General features: G+C 61.9%; 20 protein-coding genes. All 20 read right to left on the minus strand.

Translation table 11 applies throughout. The features are described 5' to 3' along the window. A partial coding sequence (locus JNL86_13390) for a glycosyltransferase (protein MBL8043903.1) occupies positions 1–137 on the minus strand: 137 nt, incomplete at its 3' end. Then, entirely contained in the window at positions 134–1192 is a 1059-nt protein-coding gene (gene rfaQ / locus JNL86_13395) for a putative lipopolysaccharide heptosyltransferase III (protein MBL8043904.1), read from the minus strand. The genes JNL86_13390 and rfaQ, both read right to left, overlap by 4 nt. Then, on the minus strand, positions 1189–2292 hold the full coding sequence (locus tag JNL86_13400) for a glycosyltransferase family 4 protein (GenBank protein MBL8043905.1): 1104 nt from the start codon (positions 2290–2292) through the stop codon (positions 1189–1191). The genes rfaQ and JNL86_13400 overlap by 4 nt, the downstream gene beginning before the upstream one ends. Before the next feature lie 48 nt (positions 2293–2340). Beyond that, complete coding sequence (locus tag JNL86_13405) at positions 2341–3102, minus strand: glycosyltransferase family 2 protein (protein MBL8043906.1); 762 nt, start codon at positions 3100–3102, stop codon at positions 2341–2343. A 22-nt stretch (positions 3103–3124) separates the two neighbouring features. Then, entirely contained in the window at positions 3125–3898 is a 774-nt protein-coding gene (locus JNL86_13410; protein ID MBL8043907.1) for a glycosyltransferase family 2 protein, read from the minus strand. A gap of 52 nt (positions 3899–3950) precedes the next feature. After that, positions 3951–6092, minus strand: coding sequence for an LTA synthase family protein (locus JNL86_13415; protein ID MBL8043908.1), 2142 nt, complete (start codon positions 6090–6092; stop codon positions 3951–3953). Continuing rightward, positions 6089–7207 (minus strand): glycosyltransferase family 4 protein, encoded by a 1119-nt coding sequence (locus JNL86_13420; GenBank protein MBL8043909.1) that lies wholly within the window; start codon positions 7205–7207, stop codon positions 6089–6091. The genes JNL86_13415 and JNL86_13420 overlap by 4 nt, the downstream gene beginning before the upstream one ends. An 11-nt stretch (positions 7208–7218) precedes the next feature. Further along, a complete protein-coding gene (waaF, locus tag JNL86_13425; GenBank protein MBL8043910.1) occupies positions 7219–8247 on the minus strand; it encodes a lipopolysaccharide heptosyltransferase II in 1029 nt (342 codons plus the stop codon). A gap of 25 nt (positions 8248–8272) precedes the next feature. Further along, a complete protein-coding gene (gene waaF, locus JNL86_13430) occupies positions 8273–9964 on the minus strand; it encodes a lipopolysaccharide heptosyltransferase II (protein ID MBL8043911.1) in 1692 nt (563 codons plus the stop codon). Then, complete coding sequence (lpxK, locus tag JNL86_13435; GenBank protein MBL8043912.1) at positions 9957–11012, minus strand: tetraacyldisaccharide 4'-kinase; 1056 nt, start codon at positions 11010–11012, stop codon at positions 9957–9959. The genes waaF (JNL86_13430) and lpxK overlap by 8 nt, the downstream gene beginning before the upstream one ends. A gap of 23 nt (positions 11013–11035) precedes the next feature. Continuing rightward, positions 11036–12382, minus strand: coding sequence for a 3-deoxy-D-manno-octulosonic acid transferase (locus JNL86_13440; GenBank protein MBL8043913.1), 1347 nt, complete (start codon positions 12380–12382; stop codon positions 11036–11038). A 49-nt stretch (positions 12383–12431) separates the two neighbouring features. Then, positions 12432–13091, minus strand: a complete 660-nt coding sequence (locus tag JNL86_13445) for a lysophospholipid acyltransferase family protein (GenBank protein MBL8043914.1) — start codon at positions 13089–13091, stop codon at positions 12432–12434. Positions 13092–13118: 27 nt separating this feature from the next. Next, positions 13119–14864: a lipid A export permease/ATP-binding protein MsbA gene (msbA, locus tag JNL86_13450; GenBank protein ID MBL8043915.1), complete on the minus strand. Its 1746-nt coding sequence runs from the start codon at positions 14862–14864 to the stop codon at positions 13119–13121. Beyond that, positions 14852–15985, minus strand: coding sequence for a lipid-A-disaccharide synthase (gene lpxB / locus JNL86_13455; GenBank protein MBL8043916.1), 1134 nt, complete (start codon positions 15983–15985; stop codon positions 14852–14854). Before lpxB ends, msbA begins: the two co-directional genes overlap by 13 nt. Before the next feature lie 38 nt (positions 15986–16023). Further along, positions 16024–17013, minus strand: coding sequence for a Gfo/Idh/MocA family oxidoreductase (locus tag JNL86_13460; GenBank protein MBL8043917.1), 990 nt, complete (start codon positions 17011–17013; stop codon positions 16024–16026). A 52-nt stretch (positions 17014–17065) separates the two neighbouring features. After that, complete coding sequence (lpxI, locus tag JNL86_13465; GenBank protein ID MBL8043918.1) at positions 17066–17908, minus strand: UDP-2,3-diacylglucosamine diphosphatase LpxI; 843 nt, start codon at positions 17906–17908, stop codon at positions 17066–17068. A 4-nt stretch (positions 17909–17912) separates the two neighbouring features. After that, entirely contained in the window at positions 17913–18722 is an 810-nt protein-coding gene (gene lpxA, locus JNL86_13470; protein ID MBL8043919.1) for an acyl-ACP--UDP-N-acetylglucosamine O-acyltransferase, read from the minus strand. 66 nt (positions 18723–18788) lie between these two features. After that, positions 18789–19244 carry a 3-hydroxyacyl-ACP dehydratase FabZ gene (fabZ, locus tag JNL86_13475; GenBank protein ID MBL8043920.1) on the minus strand — a complete coding sequence of 152 codons (456 nt, stop codon included), beginning with the start codon at positions 19242–19244 and terminating at the stop codon, positions 18789–18791. A gap of 42 nt (positions 19245–19286) precedes the next feature. Next, positions 19287–19823, minus strand: coding sequence for an OmpH family outer membrane protein (locus JNL86_13480; GenBank protein MBL8043921.1), 537 nt, complete (start codon positions 19821–19823; stop codon positions 19287–19289). Between the two features lie 12 nt (positions 19824–19835). Continuing rightward, positions 19836–20411 carry an OmpH family outer membrane protein gene (locus tag JNL86_13485; protein MBL8043922.1) on the minus strand — a complete coding sequence of 192 codons (576 nt, stop codon included), beginning with the start codon at positions 20409–20411 and terminating at the stop codon, positions 19836–19838. Positions 20412–20433 lie beyond the last annotated feature (22 nt).

The raw sequence follows: 20433 nt of genomic DNA on the forward strand, positions 1-20433 counted from the left end.
GTCCCGTCCGTCGATCCGTCATCGACCACGAGAATCTCCACGTCGCCATGCTCCTGCGCCCGCACGCTGGCCACGGCCTTTGCGACAAACGGCGCCCCGTTGAAAACCGGAATGACAACACTAACCGACTCATTCATGTCACAACTCTCGCACCCTTCAGATCCAGAATCCGGCCCGCCGCTTCGAAGACTTCATCGACCGTGATCTGGCGCATGCAACTGTCGTCTCCGCGCAAGCAACTGGGATGGTAACAGGCTCGGCAGTCCAGACCTTTATAGATCACCTGCGTCAATCCGCCACGCGGCCCCCACCGCTCCGGATAGGTGGGACCAAACAACGCCACCACCGGCGTACCTACCGTCGCGGCAATATGCATGGCGCCTCCGTCGTTGCCCACGAACAAGGCACACCGTTTGACCAGTGAGGCATACTGCAGCAAAGAAAACTTTCCCGCCACCACAATGGGAGCGCAATGGGTTTTACGGGCGACCTGTTCGGCGACCTCACGCTCCCGTTGATCACCACCCAGCATAATCCTGCAATGAAACCGTTCGGCGAGGCGATCACTCAGTTGAGCAAACCGTTCAGGCGGCCAGACTTTCAACGAATACCGTGCGCCCGGTTGCAACAGCACCAACGGCGGGGCATGATCACCGGTCAAACCCTGTTCGTTCAACCATTGGTCCGCCATCTTTTCTTCCGATTCGGAGACAGAGACCGTGGGCATGCCCCGTTTGGGATCGAGGCCCAGCGCTCTCAGGGCGCAGAGGTCGTACTCCACACGATGCTGATCGACCGGGCGCGGCTTCACCACCCTGCTGTACAACAGTCCGCGCCAGCGGTGCTCCGCGTTAAATCCGATCCGAATAGGCGCCCCGGTCGCGAAGCTGATGACAGCGGAACGGTCGCCGTCGGTCAGGTCGATCACGCAGTCGAATCCCCGCTCTCGAAGACCATACACAAATTTGCATTGGTCAACCCATGCGCCTTTTTCAAGACACAGCACTTCGTTCACATCCGGATGATGGGCCAGCACCCCTTCCGTTCCGCGATTGACGAGCATCGTGAGTTGCGCGTCGGGAAAGGCGTCTCGCAATGCACGGAGCACCGGCGTCGACAGCAGCACATCCCCGATATGCCGCAACTTGATGATGAGGATCTTCTTGGGAGGCATCATGCCGATGGGCGTCATGTGCAAAGCTCGCGGTAGAGGGCACTGGTAGACGCTGCCGCCCGCCGCCAGGTAAAGAGTCGGGCGCGTTCGTATCCACGCTGCCGAAGACCGTCTCGGAGACTCGCATCGGACAGAGCGGTGACCATGGCTCGGCCAAGCCCCTCCACGTCGTCCGGATCCACGAGCAAGGCCGCATCACCCGCCACCTCGGGCAATGAGGACGTCGACGAGGTAACGGTCGGCGCGCCGCAGGCCATCGCTTCCAGCACCGGCATACCGAAACCTTCGTACCGTGACGGAAACACGAAGAGGTCGGTGCACGAATACAGCCGTCTCAATTCCTCACGATCGAGACGACCGGTACAACGGACATCCTCATCCAACGACAGCCCCTGCGCCGTCGCGCGATAGCTGCCCTGCGGATGATCCGGATCACCGACCAGCAGCACGGCCCGGCCGCCCAGTTGTGCACGAACCTTGGCCACCGCTTGCAAAAATACCGCATGGTTTTTTCGAGGATCGGCGCCGCCGACGAAGAGGATGAACCCCGCCGCCGGAATGTCCCAGCGATGGGAGAGCTCCGCTCTCACCTCTGCCTGACGCAGGGGCGCGAAGTCATCGGAGACTCCGTTGTGAATGACGACGATGTGCTCACGGGCAATGCCGTAGAGGGATTCGATCTCCCGGGCCGAAAACTCCGACACCGTCACGACTTTTCTCGCCCGGTTCGCCGTGGCGATGGCCCGCCTGGATGAACCGGCCTGGCCCAAAAGTTTGCGCGAATATTCCGGATGCCGGGCCAACCAGAGATCATGGATGGTCACAATGCCCCCGAACCGCCCCGTCGTATGCATCTTGAAATTCGGCCCGTGATACAGATCCAAGCGATCCCACCGACCACGCCAGCCCATGGACCAACGAGGCGTCTCCACCCAGTGGAGGCGACGGTGGAGCGGCCAGCCGCCGAGCGTGCCTGCTTTCAGTGATCCGGGCCGAAGATACCCGACGAACTCATCGGCGTCATCCAGTTCCAACAACGCGTGGAGCAGATGATGGGTGTGCCACCCGACCCCCCCCTTATCGCCCACGATGGATGCCGCGTCGATCCCGATCCGCATCAAACGAACGATGCCTCCGCTAAACGCACGCGGCGCTCCCCTTCACCCTCATTTGTCACGGTTCACGTTGAGTCGCTCCCAGGCCTTCGCGTACTTGACGAAGGTATGAAGGCCGGCGAACATCGCCACGACCAGGCCGTGCACCCCATCGCGATACCCACCGCGCGTGACCAACGTTTTCAGCACGGTCCCGATATGGTGGGTGGCAATGGTCCACCCGCTGATGTGGGTCACCCGCTTCAGTTTTTCATCCGCTCCCAGCGTCGTATACCGCATCATCTTGCGGATGTGGTGGTGCACGGTCGGCATGCTGTAGTGGATGAAGGGCTCTCGCAACCGCTCTCGACGGCCCTGCAGCACGAAATTTTCATGCAATCGCACATCGTCGTAGCGCCCGGCCGTCTTGCGAAACAGCCGGAGTTGATAGTCCGGGTACAACCCGCCGCCTTGAATCCATTTCCCGTAGAAATAGTTTCGGCGAGGAATCTCGTATCCACCGATGTCGGCCGGTGGTCCGCCGGCCAGCAGCGCCTGAATCTCCTGTCGCAATCCGTCGGTCACCCGCTCGTCGGCATCCACCACGAGAATCCAGTCCGAGCCGGCTTGGTCGATCCCGAAGTTTTTCTGTGGCCCATACCCGGGCCAGGGGCGCACAAACACCTGCGAGAGAGCAGCCTTGGCCAACTCCACGGTCCGGTCCCGACTTTCAGCGTCCACCACAATACGTTCATCGGCCCACCGGACGGACTCAAGACAGTCTGCAATGTTCTGTTCTTCGTCCTTGGTAATGATCACGGCCGCAATCGTCATCGTGCGCTGCTCCGTCACGCCGTCACCGCGACGCGCTGCGGCTCTGGCGTTGGAGTTCCCAGAAGCGCGCATACTTGATGAACGTGTAATACGCATACAGTCCGGACAAAATGAGTCCCGGCACGCCGTCCAGACAACCTTTGCGTCCGACATACATCTTCACAAAGGTAAATGCAGGATGCGACACCAACTGATGCCATGAGAACGACCGCCCCTGTTCGATCATACGTCGCGCCATGAGGTCTGAATAGCGCTCTTGCTTGGCCAGATAGTGATCGATGTTGCGAAACGGGTACTGCAGCGCCGTGGCGGTGAGATACCCAAGCCGTCCATCCACATCGAAACTTTCGTGGACCAGTTCCTCCCGATAGCGGAATCTGCTCTTGCGGAATAGCTGCGGCTGGCGGTAATCGGGAAACCAGCCACAATGTTTGATCCAGCGCCCGAGAAAGTAATTCTTCCTGGGCACATAATAGGCATCGGCCTCCGGCCCAGCGTCCAACACTCGCCGGATCTCATCGCGCAATTCCGGGGTGGCCCGCTCATCAGTATCCAGACTGAAGATCCACTCGTGCGTGGCATGCGTCAAGGCCTCGTTCCGCAGACGGCCGAACCCGTGAAAGTCATGCTGATACACCCGGTCCGTGAACTCCCGGCTGATCCGCTCGGTGCCGTCGGTGCTGTGCGAATCGACGACGATGACTTCATCCGCCCAGGTGAGGGAATCCAGGCAGGCCCGCATATTGGGTTCGTCATTGTAGGCAATCACCACGGCCGATACGGGAAGACGATCCACAGCGAAAATCCTTCTTAATCGATGACGACGACGAACCCCGGTCCTGCAGCCGTTACAGTCGCGAGCCGAACTCCCGCCACGACCACAGGCGGTTGGAATCGAGGGCCACGTTGGCCACTTCGTGCACGGCGAGGAGTTCCGGCCCACGGGTGGCGGACAAGCGACGCCGGCCGACCGCCTCGTCCGAAATCGGCTCGAACGCCAACGTCGCCTCCTGAAAACTCTCCGTTGACAGCGAGTACAGCAATAGGCCGTCCGCACTGGCGAGCCCCACCAGATTGTCGTACACACTCGTGAGGTACGCCACCTGGTCGGGCAGACAATCCCGAACCAGCAGGCAACTGACGTCATGTCCGGCAAATGATCCTACTGCCGGAAGCCCGCCGGTCAGCGCCAACAGAGTCGGCGCCACATCCACCTGACTGGCAATGGCCGAGACCGTACGAGGCCGGTAGGTAGTCGCTGTGCGCAACGACTCATCCATCCAGATCAACAACGGAGAAGCGAAATGTCCGGCCTTCCGTTCAAGGTCCGTGCGTCCCACCGGCTCATGCCGTCCGTGATCTCCCAGAACCAGCACGATGGTATTCTGTAGCAGCCCCTCGCGGACAAGCCTGGTAAAGACCCGTTCCAGTTCAAGGTCCGTATAACGCAAGGCCGCGACATACTTATCCGCCACCTGCTGCTGCAATGCCTGCACGTCCGGGTGACGGTCCGGGGCGGCAAAGGGATGGTGTGTCGACAGCGTCAGTGTCGTGAGAAAAAATGGGCGGCGCTCCGCCTGATGCTGCTTGATGCGTTCGTAGAACTGATCGAACAAGGCTCCGTCCACGATTCCCAACCCCGCGCGCTCGGCATCCGGAGAAAAGTCGCCCTCGTCGAGCAACTGCTGAAGTCCATTGCGAGCGACGAACGTTTGCAGTCGGTTCAAATCACGATGCTGGCCGATCACCATCTCCGTGTGATACCCCTGGCGTTGCAACAACGACGGGAGACACAGGTAATCATGGGCGTACCGTGTCTTCATGGCGGCGGCCCCGTGCCGCGGAAACGTACTGCACAACGTCGCAAACAACCCCCTGGAGGTTTGCACGCCGTTGGAGAAGAAATGTTGGAAATAGACGCTATCGTTCTTGAGCCGATCCAGGAAGGGCGTGCCCTTCACCCCGCCATAGGTCTGTCCCAGATACCGGCGATCCAACCCTTCGAGGAACAGCAGCAGGATATTGGGAGGCTTGGGCAATCGAACGCTGTCTGATGACGTCGTCATGGTCCGCACGAGCGGATACCTGGAGTCGACAAACGTCTCGGCCGGGCCCAGCAGTTGCTGAGTAGTCCGCACAGCCAGATCGTAGGGCATCGTGTCAGTGCCGACTTGCCGTTCCCCCCTTCCTCGCGAGACCAACGCGATTCGCAACGCTTCACTCGCAAACAGGACCGGATTCTGCGCCAGGGTGTAATAGACCATGCTGCCGATCGGCGCAATGCGAATCCCATAGGGGCCGGAATGGTGAAAGCCGGCACCTCCGGCGACCAACGCGACGACCAGCACCGCATTGGCCTGAAATCCTGAGCCGAGACGCCAACGATCCAAGGCCGGCACCACCGCAGCGGAAAAACTCCACCACCACAGCCCAATACCGACAGCCTGCAGCGCCAGAAACCAGGCCAACCGCCAGGCCCACTTGCCGGCCGCCCCCAGTTCCGCGCTGGTTTGCTGCATCGCCTGAACATTGGTGCCACCCGTCGTGGTCGTCGGCGTGAACAGATCCCCGATGTATTCGAGAAACACAAAATCCATGTGCTGGCGATTAAACCCGTAGTAGCCCATGTCGACGCAGAGGAGCGCGAACAGCAACAGGCCCACAAGTCCCGCACTCACGTGCAACGTGGGACGAAAGGCGCGCGCAAGCACCTCCGGCGATTGGCGCAGAGATGCCCATGTATGGCGGACCAGCACAGTCCCCGTCGCCCCGGCCAGAGCCAGCGCCAGGGCAAAGGTCGCCGTGATGAAATCTCCCCGCACCCCGACGACCAGTGTTTTCAGAAGGAGCGCGGCGGACGGAGTTTCCTGTTCCAGTGCGTCCCCCAGGAGAAACACCCGCTCCGCCGTCTGAATGACCACGAAGAGAATCCACCAGAACAGGACCGTCTTGCGAATCGAGGTCCCGGCGCCGGCCCATCGAGGCATCATGACGCAGAACCCGATCGACTCATGACCTGTCGATAGACCCGTTCCAACTCATCCACCATGCGGTCGATGGAATAGGTCTGTACGACCCGCTGGCGGCCACGGCTCCCCATCGCATGGCGGAGCGAGGCATCCTGCACAAGACGCACGATCCCCCCGGCCAATGCGGCGACATCACGAGGCGGCACGAGCACACCCGAGTCACCGTCCTTGATCACGTCGGGAATGGAGCCAGTAGTCGTGGACACAACCGGCAAGCCGACCGCCAGTGCCTGCATCAACACCTGCGGAATGGTATCGCCTTCCACCGTCGGAATGACGAACAGGTCCAACGAGCGAAAGACATCCAGGAGATCCTCCCGAAATCCCAACATACGCACCGACGCCGTCAGGCCCAATCGTTCGATCTGCGCGTGAATATTCTGCGCCTCCGGCCCCTCCCCCACGATGAGGAACGTCACGTCCCGGTGCTGTTTCAACACCTCGGGCACCGCCTCCACAAGATAGCGATGGCCTTTGTAATCGCGGAGGTAAGAAATCATCCCGACCAGGAGATGCCCGGATGGAATCCCCAACTCGGCGCGGAGATCGTGCCGGGGCGGCGCCGGTGAAAACTGTTCCACATCGAGCCCGATGGGAAAGGCAGCGACACGGTCCGGAGACAGGCCGTCTCGATGAATGAGATCCTGTCGGTTCCGCTCGCTGCCGGTCACGATGACCAGGTCGAAGAGGCGCCGGTAGAGCAGATGCGTGGTGGCGTTCTTGTTGAGGGGTGCGGAAATGTGCCGCGAACGGATCACCGGCGGGCGCGGATGTCGCATTCTGGTGGCAAGGGCCGCGATCCAACTGTCACGCGAGCTGTTGACGTGGACGATATCGGGACGCTCTCGCGTCAGCAGTCGGCGAAACGCCAGAATCGAGAGCGGGAGTCGCCATTGCCGCATGACAAAGGGCTCAACCGGCAATCCGCGCTCCTTCGCCATCGCCATGATGGGGCTACGCGGCTCCAGCACCAAGAGGATGCGATGGCCACGCTTCACCAAACGTTCGGCATGCAGCAGGACGGCCAACTCCTGCCCGCCGACCGCCATGCTGGATTCTGCGATGAGAATGTTCACACGGTTCCTGACTATGACGTTCGCCCGAGTTGCTGCATCACCGCCTGGACGACCTGCTCCGGTCGCACGCCCGTCAAACATTCAAGTGCCACGGCACGGGCGCACTCCCGGCGCAAGCAGGGCCTGCAGTCGACCGCATAGGACAACACGACATGCCCATGGCCGTAGGGTCCTGTTTTGACCGGATCGGTCGGACCGAAGAGCGCCACCACAGGGGTGTCCACCGCCGCCGCGATATGCATCGGACCGGAGTCGTTCGTCAACAACAGGCTGGCCCGGCGCAACAAACCGGGCAGCAAGCCTACAGGGGTCTGTCCCGTCAGATCAACCGCTTTCGTACGCATCCGTCCCGTCACCGCCTGGGATTCCGGTCGTTCCGCCGGTCCCCCCATCAGGACCACCGGCACACCATACCACTCTGCAAGCTGATCCGCGGCTTCCGCAAAATGTTGCGGCGGCCAGCGTTTCGTCTCCCACCGCGCAGACACATTCATTGCCACCCAGGGGGACGACTCGTCGATCCCGGCTCGCGCGATCAGGGTGTCGACGGCCTGCCGGTCCTCCGGCCGGTCGATGAAATCAAACCGCGGCCTCGCCGGGCGCACTGCGCCCAAAGCCTCCGCCACAAGCAGATACCGATCAACGGCATGCATGGGCGTGGCCGGCACTGCCACGCGTTCGGTGTACAGCAGCGGACTCCCCTCACGCGCATTGGCAAACCCGATACGCCTCGCGCAGCCCGTCAACCGGGCCATGGCGCCGCTTCTGAACAGGCCCTGCAGGTCGACGACAAGATCGAAGCCGGCCGCACGGAGTTCCGGCACCCGACTCAGCCAGCCCGCGAGCCCCTGATCGACCGCGCAGACCCGATCCACTCCGGCCATGACATGCACCACCGGTGCCCATTGTCGCTTGACCAGCCAGGTGACCTCGGCCTGAGGAAACCGCTCACGCAATACAGCCAGGGTCGGCATCGCGTGCACAATGTCGCCCAGCGAACTCGGTTTAATGAACAGGATGCGGCGAACAGGCTCGCTCATGGGGTCACCAGGGATGCTCTCTCGATCAGCGCGACAGGTCGGCAGCCGGCATCCGCGTCGCATGGGCGACAATCCAATCCACCGCCCGCGTCAGGTCCTCGGCCACATGATCCGGGGACAGGTCTCGCGCCGTCAGATCGGCCAAAGCTTCCGCTCCCGAGGGTCCGGTCATGACCAGGATGCCCTGCACGCCCACCTTCCTGGCAAGTTCGACATCGCGGGCACTATCCCCGATGAGATAGGCGCGGCTCAAATCAACCTGCAACTCGGTCAACGCCCGGTCGATCATGCCCCGCGCCGGCTTGCGGCAGTTACACTGATCATCCGGGTGGTGGGGACAAAAATACAGCCCGTCCAGGGTCACGCCGTCATCCGCTAACACCAGTCGCAATTTGTGATGAATGGCCTCCAGGTCTTTGGAGGTAAAATATCCGCGGCCCAGGCCGGATTGATTCGTCACCACGATCAAGCGTGCACCGGCCTGTTTGAGCTTAGCCAGGGCGGCGCCGACTCCTGGCAGCACAGTGAGAGCATCCGGCGATTTGAGGTACCCGCTGTCGATGTTCAAGGTGCCGTCACGATCCAAAAACACGGTGACCCCAGCCAACGACGTGGGCGAGAGAACAGGAGCCACCGACGGCGCCGGCTCGGCAGGGGACGGGACGACAAGCGGCAGGTGTCGTGACGCCGCCGCCTGTACCTGCTCCACCGTCACGCCGGTCATGCAACGATGATCGATGGGACATTCCCGCAGCAGGCAGGGCGCGCAGGAGACCGGCTGCCGCACCAACTGTGCGTCGACCCGGAACGGCGAGGTCGTTTTCCAATCCGTCGGACCGAACACGGCCACCAACGGCACGTTGAAGGCCGCAGCCACATGCATGGGCCCCGTATCGTTCGTCAGGAAGAGTTGGCAGCGCTTCACGAGCGCCATCAACTCCCGCACGGTCGTCTGCCCTGAGCACACGACCGACCGCGTTTTGATCTGATCGGCAATGGCTTTGCCCAGCGGCTCCTCGCCCTTGGCCCCCACAATCGCCACACCGACTCGTCTTCCGGATTGGGCCTGCACGTCCTTGACCACTCGATTGACCACCTCGGCGTACCGCTCCGGCAGCCAGCGCTTGGCATGACCATAGGTCGAGCCCGGATTCACCCCGATGACCAGGTCCGACACGCCGATCCCGGCTTCAGCGAGACGCCCGGCGATCAAGGCGGTTTCTTCAGGCGTCACAAACAGGCGCGGAGCGGGCGGCTGGCCCTGCCCGCCCAGCGGTTTGAGTAGATCCCAATAGTACTCGACCTGATGTCGTTGCGCGCTGCGAGGCGGCACGAGGACCGGATCGGACAACAGGAGACTCCGTCCGTCCGTCGCATAACCGTATCGCCGGGGAATGCCGGCCAGGAAACTGATCAGTGCCGCTTCAAACGCATTCTGGAACAGGATGGCGAGATCAAACCGATGCCGGCGCAGCACGCCAGCCAAGGTCCACTTCCCGGTCAACCCCGCGTGGCGGCCCCGATCGTCGTACACCAACGTACGAGTGACCGCGGGATGGTGCGCCAGCAAGTCAGCGATGGCGGGCTTCACGAGCAGCGTGATGTCGGCCTGCGGGAACAACGTACGCACCTGCGTCAGCGCAGGCTCGCACATGACGGCATCCCCTAGCCAGTTGGGGCCGCGCACGACAATGCGACGAATTTCTTCCTTACGCATGGCCCGCCGCCTTGTTCAGCCCATCGAGACGCAACACTGCCTCCAACCGATCCTGCCCCGACACAATCTCCGTTCTAAGTCTGACGGCCCAACAGGCGTCCGCATTCGTCAGAAACGGCGCCACCTTGTCGGCATCCTTCTCGGTCGTCAGCCACACGTCGACGCCTTCGGACTTCGCCCTGGCTCGAATGCCTTCCACCATGGCATGGGTATAGTGCACATGATCGGGAAATGCCAGGTGGTCGATCACCGTTACCCCCACCCCCTCGATCAACGCACGAAACGACGACGCATTGCCAATCCCGCTGAAAATGACGGCAGAACGTCCGCGAAAGGCGCTCAGTGCCGCACACTCCTCCATCCCGACTCGCCGGAACTCTTCGGCGGGGAATCCCACGCAGACGGGAGGCGGCAGTGCGGGACAAGCCTCCTGCAAGCGCCGCCAGACCGGCTCCGCATCCGCAGATCGTTGCACCCTGGTGACCAGCACGATCGAGGCGCGAGCGGCCGCAGACAGCGGCTCCCGCAACCGCCCGACCGGCAGCCCTGCACCGAGCCCTTCGAGATCCGTGGCATCCACCAACAGCACGTTGACGTCGCGATGGAGCTGCACATGCTGAAACCCATCATCCAGCACGAAACAATCCACCGGCACACGGCTCAACACCCACTGGCCCAGCGCATACCGGTCCGCTCCCACCGCGACCACCGCCTGTGGGCAACGACGCGCCATCAAGTATGGTTCATCACCCGCGTCCTCCGGACCAACCAGGACGCGCTGCCCGTCGGCGACGAGCACGTGGGGAGCCGTGCTGCGACGACGATACCCTCGGCTCAAAATACCCACCCGTTTGCCTTGAGCCGCCAACCGCTCGACGATGTACATGACGACCGGCGTTTTCCCCGTCCCTCCCACGGTGAGATTGCCGACGCTGATGACGGGGCGAGGTAACCGCTGCGTCCGACACCAGCCCAGCTCGTAACAAGACAGGCGCAACTTGGCGGCGAGTTCATAGGGGTAGCCCGCCCATCGAAACCAGCTCTGCATGTGTGCTGACATCATTGCGGTCCCTACGAGTGGCGAGACGCGCGCCCCAGGTGCAGTGCGCCGTCACGCTCCGTCGAGATCGGTTGCGCCGACAACAGCGTGGCAATGATTTCCGCACTGCGTTGTAACGCCCCCTGATTGTCCGCCACCACTTGGCGCGCGGCTTGCCCCATTCGATTCAGCGTTGCGGCATCACTCAACAAGTCCCGCAATCCCTGCGCAAGCGCATCGGCATCCGGTACGATACGCCCTCCTTGCGCATTCAACAGCAGCGCCGCCACTTCGGCGCAATGGTCGGTGTGGGGGCCGAAGAGCACCGGCTTGCCCCAGACGGCCGGCTCCAGAAGATTGTGCCCGCCGACAGGGACCAGCGTTCCCCCGACAAACGCCACGACGGCCTCACGATAGAGCAGCGCCAGCTCGCCGCGCGTGTCCAACACCAGGACTTGCGGACCGGCCCCTGCACCGCTCCCCATGCTTCTGCGGGCCACCGACATCCCCTTCGCCGCGACCATTTGCTCGACTTGTGCCGCTCTCTCGATATGCCTTGGTGCAAGCACCAATCGCAGGTCCGGGAACGTGCCACACAACGACTGGTAGGCCGAGACGATCGCCTCCTCCTCTCCAGAATGGGTGCTGCCGGCCACCAACAGCTGTTCCCGTTCGGTGAATCCCAAGGCTTGCTTGGAGACCATCACGCCCCCGGCCGTGGCCTGCGGGACCGGCTGATCAAACTTGATGTTGCCCGTGCAGGTCACCCGCGCCGGATCGGCACCCAGATCGATCATGCGCTGGGCATCACGCTGGGACTGCATCAGACAACGGCTGATCCTATTCAGCATCGTCCGATAGAACCCCCGCACGATGGGAAGGCGCTGTCGTTCGAACGACCGCGTGGAGAGACGCCCGTTGACCAGCACCGACGGGATGCTTCGTCTCCACAAACTTCGAAGCAGATTGGGCCAGAGTTCCGTTTCAACGAAAACATACAGATTCGGTCGCAGCTGATCGATCGCCTGGTTCACGACCCAGGGGAAATCCAGCGGAGCATATCGATGTTCGGCGACCCCTTCCAGCCGCTGCTCCACCGCCTCGCGCCCGGTCTCGGTCACAGTCGTGACTACCAAGCGCGCATCGGGATACCGCCGCCGAAGTTCGCGCACGAGCGGCGCCACCGCCACCACTTCCCCCAGAGACACCGCATGGATCCAGATACAGGTCGATGAGATGCTCGAATCCGATGGCGGCGTCAACGGCCGCAATCCCAGGCGCTGCGGCAACCCACGCCGACAGCGCTGTTTTGCCAGCAGGACACCCAGAATGATCGGAGAGACCAGAAGCAGGAGACTGTTATAGAGCAGGTACCACATTACGGACGAGCCCGCAGGGCCGCCGCGTCGGCCTCGATCGTCAGGCGATTCAGGGTCTCTTCCAACTCCCGCCGCAGGCGCTCCAGTTCATCAGCGGACGCATCCGACGAGACCCAGATGGGCGGCCCCATGAGGAAGACGCCTCGAGAGAAGGGATAGGGCATGATGAAGCGGTCCCAGCTCGCGAAGAGTTTTTTTTTGAGCAGCCGAACGCCATCGGGATGATCGGCGCGCCGGTTGCCCGCGCGAGTTGGATCACGCCGATCTTAGCGATCTGGCGAGGGCCCTTCGGACCGTCCGGCGTCAGCGCCAGATTGCCGCCCGACCGGCCGATGCGAATCATGCGACGCAGCGCTTCAGCGCCCCCTCTGGTGCTGGAGCCGCGAACGGCATCCAATCCGAACCGTGCAATGATCCGTCGGATGAGTTCGCCATCCCGGTGCTGACTGATCAGGACATGCGCCACCAATCGCGGGATCGCCAACGGCATCATTAACTGCTGGGCATGCCAGAACGAGAGGATGACCGACCGTCCTTCTCCGAAGAGGCGAGACACATGTTCGCCGCCCTCGGTACGCCAACTCATCGTCCGGCGTAAGATCTGAATCACGGCATAGCCGACCGGCGGCACCACCGCAACTTTTAACGCATTCACCGCGCGTTTCGTCAACGGCTGCGGTGGCGTGGCTGTGGACGTATCGTTCACCACGGGGATCGCTCCATCTCCAGCATGCTGTTACTGCGGTAGCGCATCGGCAAACTGCATGGCGTGCAGACGCTTGTACAATCCGCCCCTGCGCAACAACTCTTCATGGGTGCCGACCTCCGCCACCGTTCCATGATCCAACACCACGATACGGTCGGCATTTTGAATCGTCGAGAGCCGGTGCGCCACGACCATGGTCGTTCGGTTCTTCATCAAGTTCGCCAACGCCAACTGCACGATGCGTTCTGATTGCGTATCGAGGGCGGAGGTGGCCTCGTCGAGAATCAAAATCGGCGGATCGCGCAGAATGGCGCGGGCAATCGCGAGCCGTTGCCGCTCGCCCCCCGACAACTTCAGGCCGCGCTCCCCGATCAGCGTCTCATAGCCGTCCGGAAGCCGCGCGATGAACTCATGCGCGTAGGCCAGCTGCGCGGCGCGCATCACCTCGTCCGTCGTCGCGCCTTGCCGACCGTAGCCGATGTTGTTCCGCACCGTATCATCGAACAAGACCACTTCCTGCGACACAATCCCGATTTGCGCGCGCACCGATTGCAGCGTGCAGGAGCGGACATCGACCCCGTCGATCAGAATCTGACCGCCGGTCGGGTCGTAAAATCTCGGCAGCAGGCTGACCAGGGTGGTTTTGCCGCTCCCGCTGCTGCCAACAAACGCAATGATCTCGCCCGCACGAATCGTCAAGTCGATCCCGGTCAACGCCGCGTCCGTCTGCCCTTCATAACGGAACGCCACCTGCCGGAATTCCAGCGAGTTGGAAATCGCCGGAAGATCCGTCTGCCCACCGTTGGCCTCCTGTTCCGTCGAAAGATCCAACACGTCGAACACGCGCTCCGCCGCCGCCAGCGCCTGCTGCACCGTATTGTTGGCGCCAGACAATCGCCGGATCGGCGTATAGGCCATGAACATGGCCGCCAGAAAGGAGAAGAAGGCGCCCGGAGTCATCTCGTCATGAATCACCAGATAGCCGCCGTACCAGATGATCCCCGCTACCCCCAGCACCCCGATGACTTCCATGTGCGAGGACCCCAGCGACGAGACCTGGATCGCCTTCATCGTCGTATGAATGAACGCATCGTTGCTCTGACGAAACCGCTTGGCTTCCTCTTCTTCCCGTCCGAACGATTTCACCATTCGGATTCCGGCCAACGTTTCCTGGAGCGTCGAGGCCATGTCGCCCATGCGCTCCTGCCCGCGCGTTGCGAGACCCCGCAACTTTTTTCCCATCCTGGCCATCGTGACGACCGACAGGGGCACCACGATCATGGACACCATCGCCAACTTCCAGTTCTGATAAATGATCACCCCGATCATCGCCAGGAACGTCAGCCCCTGCTGGAACAGATCTTTCAACACACCGGCGACGGCGTTGGCCATCTGATTCACATCGTTGATGACCCGCGACACGAGACGACCGGACGTATTCGTATCGTGAAACTGGACCGGCAGCCGCACCAGTTTGGAGAAGAGCTGCTCCCTGATGTCGCCGATCACCTGATTTCCGACGTAATTCATCAGATAGTTCTGCCCATAGTTGAACACGCCTTTGAGCACCGCCACCGCCAGAATGGCGACCGGCAGCACCAGAAGCAGGCTTTCGTCCTTGCTGATGAAGAGGCCGTCTAACACCGGACGCACCAACCAGGCGTAGGCGGCAGATAACCCGGCGACGAGCAGGGCGCAGGCAAATGCGGCGAGCAACCGAAGTCGATAGGGGTACAGATAGCTGAGGAGCCGCAGGTACTGCTTCATGACCGACACTCCGCCAACACGGCCTCTGCCGCTCGATGAGATGCGCCGGGCGTGCCTAACGCCTCGCGCACGGACCGCAGTGCGGTCTTCATCTCGTCATAGGCGGAACGATCCGTCAACAACCGCACGGTTTCATGGGCCAGCCGTTCCGGCGTCGCCTCGTCATGGATCAACTCGGGCACGATCCCCCGACCGGCGACCAGATTGGCCAGACCGATCCAGGGCACCCGGATCAGCAACCGCGCCAATCGGTAGGTGATCCAGGATGGCGCGCGATAGAACAGAATCATGGGCGTGCCCACCACCGCCGCCTGCAAGGTAGAGGTACCCGATTTGACGACGAGAAGATCCGACGCGGCCATCACTTCACTGGCCAGATTGCGAAAGACCTTGATGGGGACCGGACTGTTCTTCAGCAGGTCGGCAAGAAACTCGTCCTGCACCGAGGAGGCCTGCGCCAAAATGAACTGCATCGTGGGATGACGTTCCGCGAGTTGCCGTATCGTCTCGAGCAGCAGCGGCACATGCTCCAGCAACTCGGCCTTGCGGCTTCCCGGGAACAATCCGATCACCGGGCCGCCGTCCGTCAGCCCGAACTGGCGGCGAATCGCCGCGCGGTCGTAGCTGGGCGAGATTTCATCCAGCAGTGGATTGCCCACGAACGTACAGCGCACACCGGCGTTCTTGTACAGCGGCTCCTCGAAGGGCAGAATCGCCACCACATGGTCGACACGCTGCTGAATCCAGCGCATCCGCCCTCGGCGCCAAGCCCAGACCTGCGGCGCAATGTAATACAACACCTTCAGCCCGCTGGCCTTGGCCACGCGAGCAAAATGAAAGTTGAGTCCGGGATTGTCGATCAGCACGACCAGGTCCCACCGTTCGCGCTTGATCAAGGTTCGGATGCGGGAGATGCGCTGCAGCATCGCCTTGACGGCGGACAGGCCGATGAGCCCCATGACGTCCAGCTGCGGAATATCGCTCACCAGTTCCGCACCGGCGGCCCGCATGGACGCCCCACCGATGCCGACGATCTGGAGGTCAGGGGAGAGCGCCTTCAATGCCTTGACCAAGTGGGCTCCATGGAGGTCCCCGGATGCCTCTCCGGTGACGATTAGGATGCGCGGCATGTGATTGTGCTCATGCGAACAGACAAGACCTGGCCTCTCTACACCGGATTGTGGCCAAAGGCCGCCGCGTTCGCCTCATCGATGGAGTGACGTTGTGTGAACTGACCGATGGCATCCAACACACGCGCCGCGAGGGTAAGCGCCGCTTCCCCGTCTTCCCCGGACACGACGGGGCGCGATCCATCGGCCACCGCTCGCACAAATGACTCCAATTCAAGCCGCAAGGGCTCCTCGTCCCCCGCCTGAAACGTTTCAACATCGATCGTCGGACGCGGGCCGCTGCCTTCCACCCGCCTGGAGACCATCGCCTGACGGGTTTGAAAATCAATCGACACGTACCGATCACGCTGAAAGAACCGCAACCGGCGCATCTTGTTGGTGGACACGCGACTGGCCGTCAAGTTGGCGACGCAACCGCTCGCAAACGCGATGCGGGCGTTGGCAATATCAATGTTGGGCGACAGCACCGGAACCCCGGCCGCCCGCACGTCTTCCACCGGCCCCGGGTTGAACGACAGAACGAGATCCAGGTCATGAATCATGAGATCGAGCACGACATCGACATCGGTGCCCCGCTCCCCGAAGGCGCTGAGGCGATGGCCTTCGATGAAGGCCGGACGTTCGATATGGGGTCGCATGCGCTGCATGATCGGGTTGAAGCGCTCACTATGCCCGACCTGCAACAGACAACCGCGGCGGGCCGCCAACTCGACCAGTTCTCGGGCCTCGGCCGAAGTCACAGCGATCGGCTTCTCGACCAGCACATGTTTGCCCGCATCGAGACAGGCTTTGGCTGCGGCAAAGTGCGCGGAAGTCGGCACGGCAACGCTGACGAGATCGACCTGCGCCAGCAGATCGGCCATGGTCGTCCATGCCTGCACGCCATGGCGGTCGGCGATCAACTGGGCACGGTCTGCCGACGCATCGCAGACGCCAGCCAGGGTAACCCCGGACAACGTCGCATAATGCCGGGCATGATGCTGCCCGAGATGACCGACACCGATGACCCCTGCTCGCAGCGGTTTCATCGGGTCCTCCCTCGACGCTCACACTGCACTGCCGCCCTGATGCCGTTTGGACTCATGTCACCCCGACGATCGCAATACCCGCGCGGTTTGCCTTCGCGATCGTGTCATCGCGGTCCAACAGAATCCCGCGTCCGGCTTCCAATGCCAATACCGAAGCCTTCACGCTCTCCATCACTTCGATCGTACGAGGGCCGACGGCCGGCAGATCGAACCGGAGATCCTGTTGGGGTTTGCAGCGCTTGACGACCACCGCACCGCCATGGGCCAACTCGCCGCCCCGACGAATCGCGCCATCGGTCCCCTCTACCGCCTCTACCGCAACAATCACTCTGTCCTTCACCACCACGCACTGGCCGATATCCAATGCCCCGATCTGCTTGCCCACATCCCAGCCATACTGAATGTCGGCCCACTCCTTCTTGCTCGGTTCACGTCGCGTCAACGTCCCCGCCTCGACGAGAATCCCCTGCAGTCCGAACGTGGACTCGCAAATTCGGATCCCCTCCTGTTCGATCTCCTCCGCGACCCGACGCAAGATATCGTCGTCCTTCAGATGAATCAGCTTGGCCGCCAAGGCCAAGGCACGTAAGTCTGGACGCACCGTCGAGAAGACATGCGTCTTCTTCACCCCGCCCAGCATCACGGCCTGTTGCACGCCGTCACTCTTGAGGGCGTCGATCAATTTGCCGAACTGCCCGATTTTGATCCAATGAATGCGATCGACATGCTGCGCCAGTTCAGGGTCGGTTTCCCCTTCATGCGCCACCGCACAGACCTCGTACCCGAGTTGCCGCGCGTTGTCGGCGAAGATGATGGGAAATCGGCCGTTACCGGCGATGAGCCCGATCCGCCCGCCCTGGGGAGCCGCCCTACCTGCATCCACCTGCTCGCCCACCGGGTTATTCCTCTTCGTCTTCCTGACCTTTTCCAACCGACCGGCAAATGCCGCGCTTGCTGCCTTGCATGAACTCGGCGACCTGCAGCACGTCCTGACTCGCGCCGAAGGTTTCCCTGGCCAGCTTGACGGCCTCCGAGACCCGATGCCCCGAGCGGAACAGCAGCTCGTATGCCTGCTTCAAGGCGGAAATGCGTTCGGCGGAAAAGCCGTGCCGGCGCAAACCGATGGAATTCAGCCCATACATGCGGGCACGGTACCCTCCGGCCGCACGCATGAACGGCGGAAGATCTTGGCCGAGCGCGCAGCAGCCGCCCACCATAGCATAGGCGCCGATTCTCACGAACTGGTGAATGCCGGAAAGCCCACCGATGATGGCGTGATCGCCGATGGTGATATGGCCGGCCAGACTGGCGGCATTCGCCAGAATCAAATGGTTACCCAAGTGACAGTCGTGGGCGACATGTACGTAGGCCATGAGAAAATTCGAATCTCCCACGGAGGTCACGCCGCCACCCTGCACAGTCGCCCGGTTCACGGTCACATACTCGCGCAGAATATTGTCGTGACCGATCACAACCCTGGTCGGCTCCCCTTTATATTGCATATGCTGCGGCGGCCCCCCCACCGATACGAAGGGGTGCAGCTCGCATCGTGCCCCAATTTCCGTCCAGCCGTCGATCGCCACATGAGAAAAGACTCGCGTGCCGGCGCCGATCGTGACGTGTTCTCCGACGACGGAATACGCCCCCACTTCCACATCATCTGCGAGCACCGCCTTGGGATGGATCACCGCGGTCGGATGGATCTTCACTCACACCTCCTCACATCGCCCTCTACCCTGTTCAACGCACGCATGCCGGTGTTCCGTGCCGTCCGCTCACTGCGCGGCAGCCGGCTTTTCATCCGTCACCATCGCCGTGACTTCCGCTTCACAGACCAATTCCGTGTCGACATACGCCTTGCCCTGCATTTTCCAGAAGGGCGCGCGCTTTTTCAGAACATCCACCTCCAACCGGAGGATGTCTCCCGGCACGACCGGCTTCCGGAATTTGGCCGCGTCGATTCCGGTGAGATACACCACCGGACGGCCCACGGAGCCGAGCGACTTGAACGCCAGGACGCCGCCCACCTGAGCCAACGCCTCGAGGATCAATACCCCCGGCATGACCGGACGCCCCGGGAAATGCCCCTGAAAAAACGGCTCGTTAATCGTGACGTTCTTGATCCCCACGATCCGACGGTCCGGATCGAGCTCACGGATGCGATCGACGAGCAAAAACGGATACCGGTGGGGAAGGATCGATTGAATCTCAATACTGTCCATCACTGACATCAGCCCCGCCTCCTGTCTTGCATGAACGATGACGCCTGACTGTTACTTGTTCTGCCGATCGAATTCCTTGATGATCTGCTCCGTGAGATCGACCGACGGATGGCCGTAGACGACGATCTTGACCGTCGACTCGCTCCCCCGGTCGATCACCGCCGTAAACCCTTCCTTCTGCGCAACAGTCGAGGCAGCGGCCTGAATTTTCTGCGCGTACTCCGCCACCATCGATCGCTGCTTCTCCTGCACTTCGCGGTTGAAGTCCTGAATCCGGCGTTGATACGCCTCCAACTTCACCCTGAAATGCTCTTGTTTTTCCTTGCGTACGTCTTCGGAGAGGCTCGCATCCTGAAAGCCCTTTTCCAACTCCTTCAATTCCTGGTCGTCGGAATCGATAATCTTCTGGCGCGTGACGGAATAACTCTTCAGTTCCTCCAGCGCGCGTTTCCCGGCCACGCTGCGCTCGATGACCTGCTGTTGGTCCATCATCGCCACCTTGATATGCTCCGCAGCCTGGGCCGAGTCAGCCCCCCAAGCCAACAGCACCTGCGCGACGACGCCTACGATCCAATTACGTCCGTTCATGCGATCCCTCTTCTATGGATACGTTTTGTTGAATTCCTCGATCACCTGCGACGACACATCCACCGCTTCATCGGAATAGATCGTCGGCCCGCCCCGCCCGCGGTCGAACACCGCCTGCAAGTTCAGCCGCTTGGCCACCTTGCCCGAGAGTGCCTCAATCTTGTCCCGGAATCCGTCCAGCACGTCCTTCTGCTTGTCCTGCACTTCGCGATTCAGGTCGGTCACCTTCTGCTGATATTCCGCCATCCGGCGACGGAACTGCTCTTCTCGCTCACGCTTCGCGGTGGCGCTGAGCACGCTGCCCTGCTTCACAAAGTCTTCCTCCATCCGCCGCAGCTCTTTTTCTTCCAGCTCGATCAACGCCTGCCGGTTCTTCGCAAACGAGGCCAGCAGATCTTTGGCTTTCTTGCCGGCGTTGGTCTCGCCCAGGATGCGCTGTGGATCCACCACACCGATCCGCGTCGCCGCCGGCGCAACTTGTTGACCGGAACGGCAGCCGCCGAGCACGAGCGCGATCGCCAGCAGCACCAGACACACCCCGCCCTGCAGGGCGTGAGTCACCCCTGTTCGGTCTTGTGATCGCCCCATCTCCCGCCTGTCCTTTCCCTTG

The sequence above is a fragment of the Nitrospira sp. genome, assembly GCA_016788885.1.
Taxonomy (GTDB): Bacteria; Nitrospirota; Nitrospiria; order Nitrospirales; family Nitrospiraceae; genus Nitrospira_A.

Excerpts from the sequence above, each read along its gene's own strand:
- JNL86_13415 (MBL8043908.1), bottom strand. The coding sequence starts at position 6,092 with ATGATGCCTCGATGGGCCGGCGCCGGGACCTCGATTCGCAAGACGGTC.
- JNL86_13440 (MBL8043913.1), bottom strand. The coding sequence starts at position 12,382 with ATGTGGTACCTGCTCTATAACAGTCTCCTGCTTCTGGTCTCTCCGATC.
- JNL86_13485 (MBL8043922.1), bottom strand. The coding sequence starts at position 20,411 with ATGGGGCGATCACAAGACCGAACAGGGGTGACTCACGCCCTGCAGGGC.
- rfaQ (MBL8043904.1), bottom strand. The coding sequence starts at position 1,192 with ATGACGCCCATCGGCATGATGCCTCCCAAGAAGATCCTCATCATCAAG.
- JNL86_13400 (MBL8043905.1), bottom strand. The coding sequence starts at position 2,292 with ATGCGGATCGGGATCGACGCGGCATCCATCGTGGGCGATAAGGGGGGG.
- fabZ (MBL8043920.1), bottom strand. The coding sequence starts at position 19,244 with ATGTCAGTGATGGACAGTATTGAGATTCAATCGATCCTTCCCCACCGG.
- waaF (MBL8043910.1), bottom strand. The coding sequence starts at position 8,247 with ATGAGCGAGCCTGTTCGCCGCATCCTGTTCATTAAACCGAGTTCGCTG.
- waaF (MBL8043911.1), bottom strand. The coding sequence starts at position 9,964 with ATGCGTAAGGAAGAAATTCGTCGCATTGTCGTGCGCGGCCCCAACTGG.
- lpxB (MBL8043916.1), bottom strand. The coding sequence starts at position 15,985 with ATGCCGCGCATCCTAATCGTCACCGGAGAGGCATCCGGGGACCTCCAT.
- JNL86_13480 (MBL8043921.1), bottom strand. The coding sequence starts at position 19,823 with ATGAACGGACGTAATTGGATCGTAGGCGTCGTCGCGCAGGTGCTGTTG.
- lpxK (MBL8043912.1), bottom strand. The coding sequence starts at position 11,012 with ATGCAGAGCTGGTTTCGATGGGCGGGCTACCCCTATGAACTCGCCGCC.
- JNL86_13405 (MBL8043906.1), bottom strand. The coding sequence starts at position 3,102 with ATGACGATTGCGGCCGTGATCATTACCAAGGACGAAGAACAGAACATT.
- JNL86_13460 (MBL8043917.1), bottom strand. The coding sequence starts at position 17,013 with ATGAAACCGCTGCGAGCAGGGGTCATCGGTGTCGGTCATCTCGGGCAG.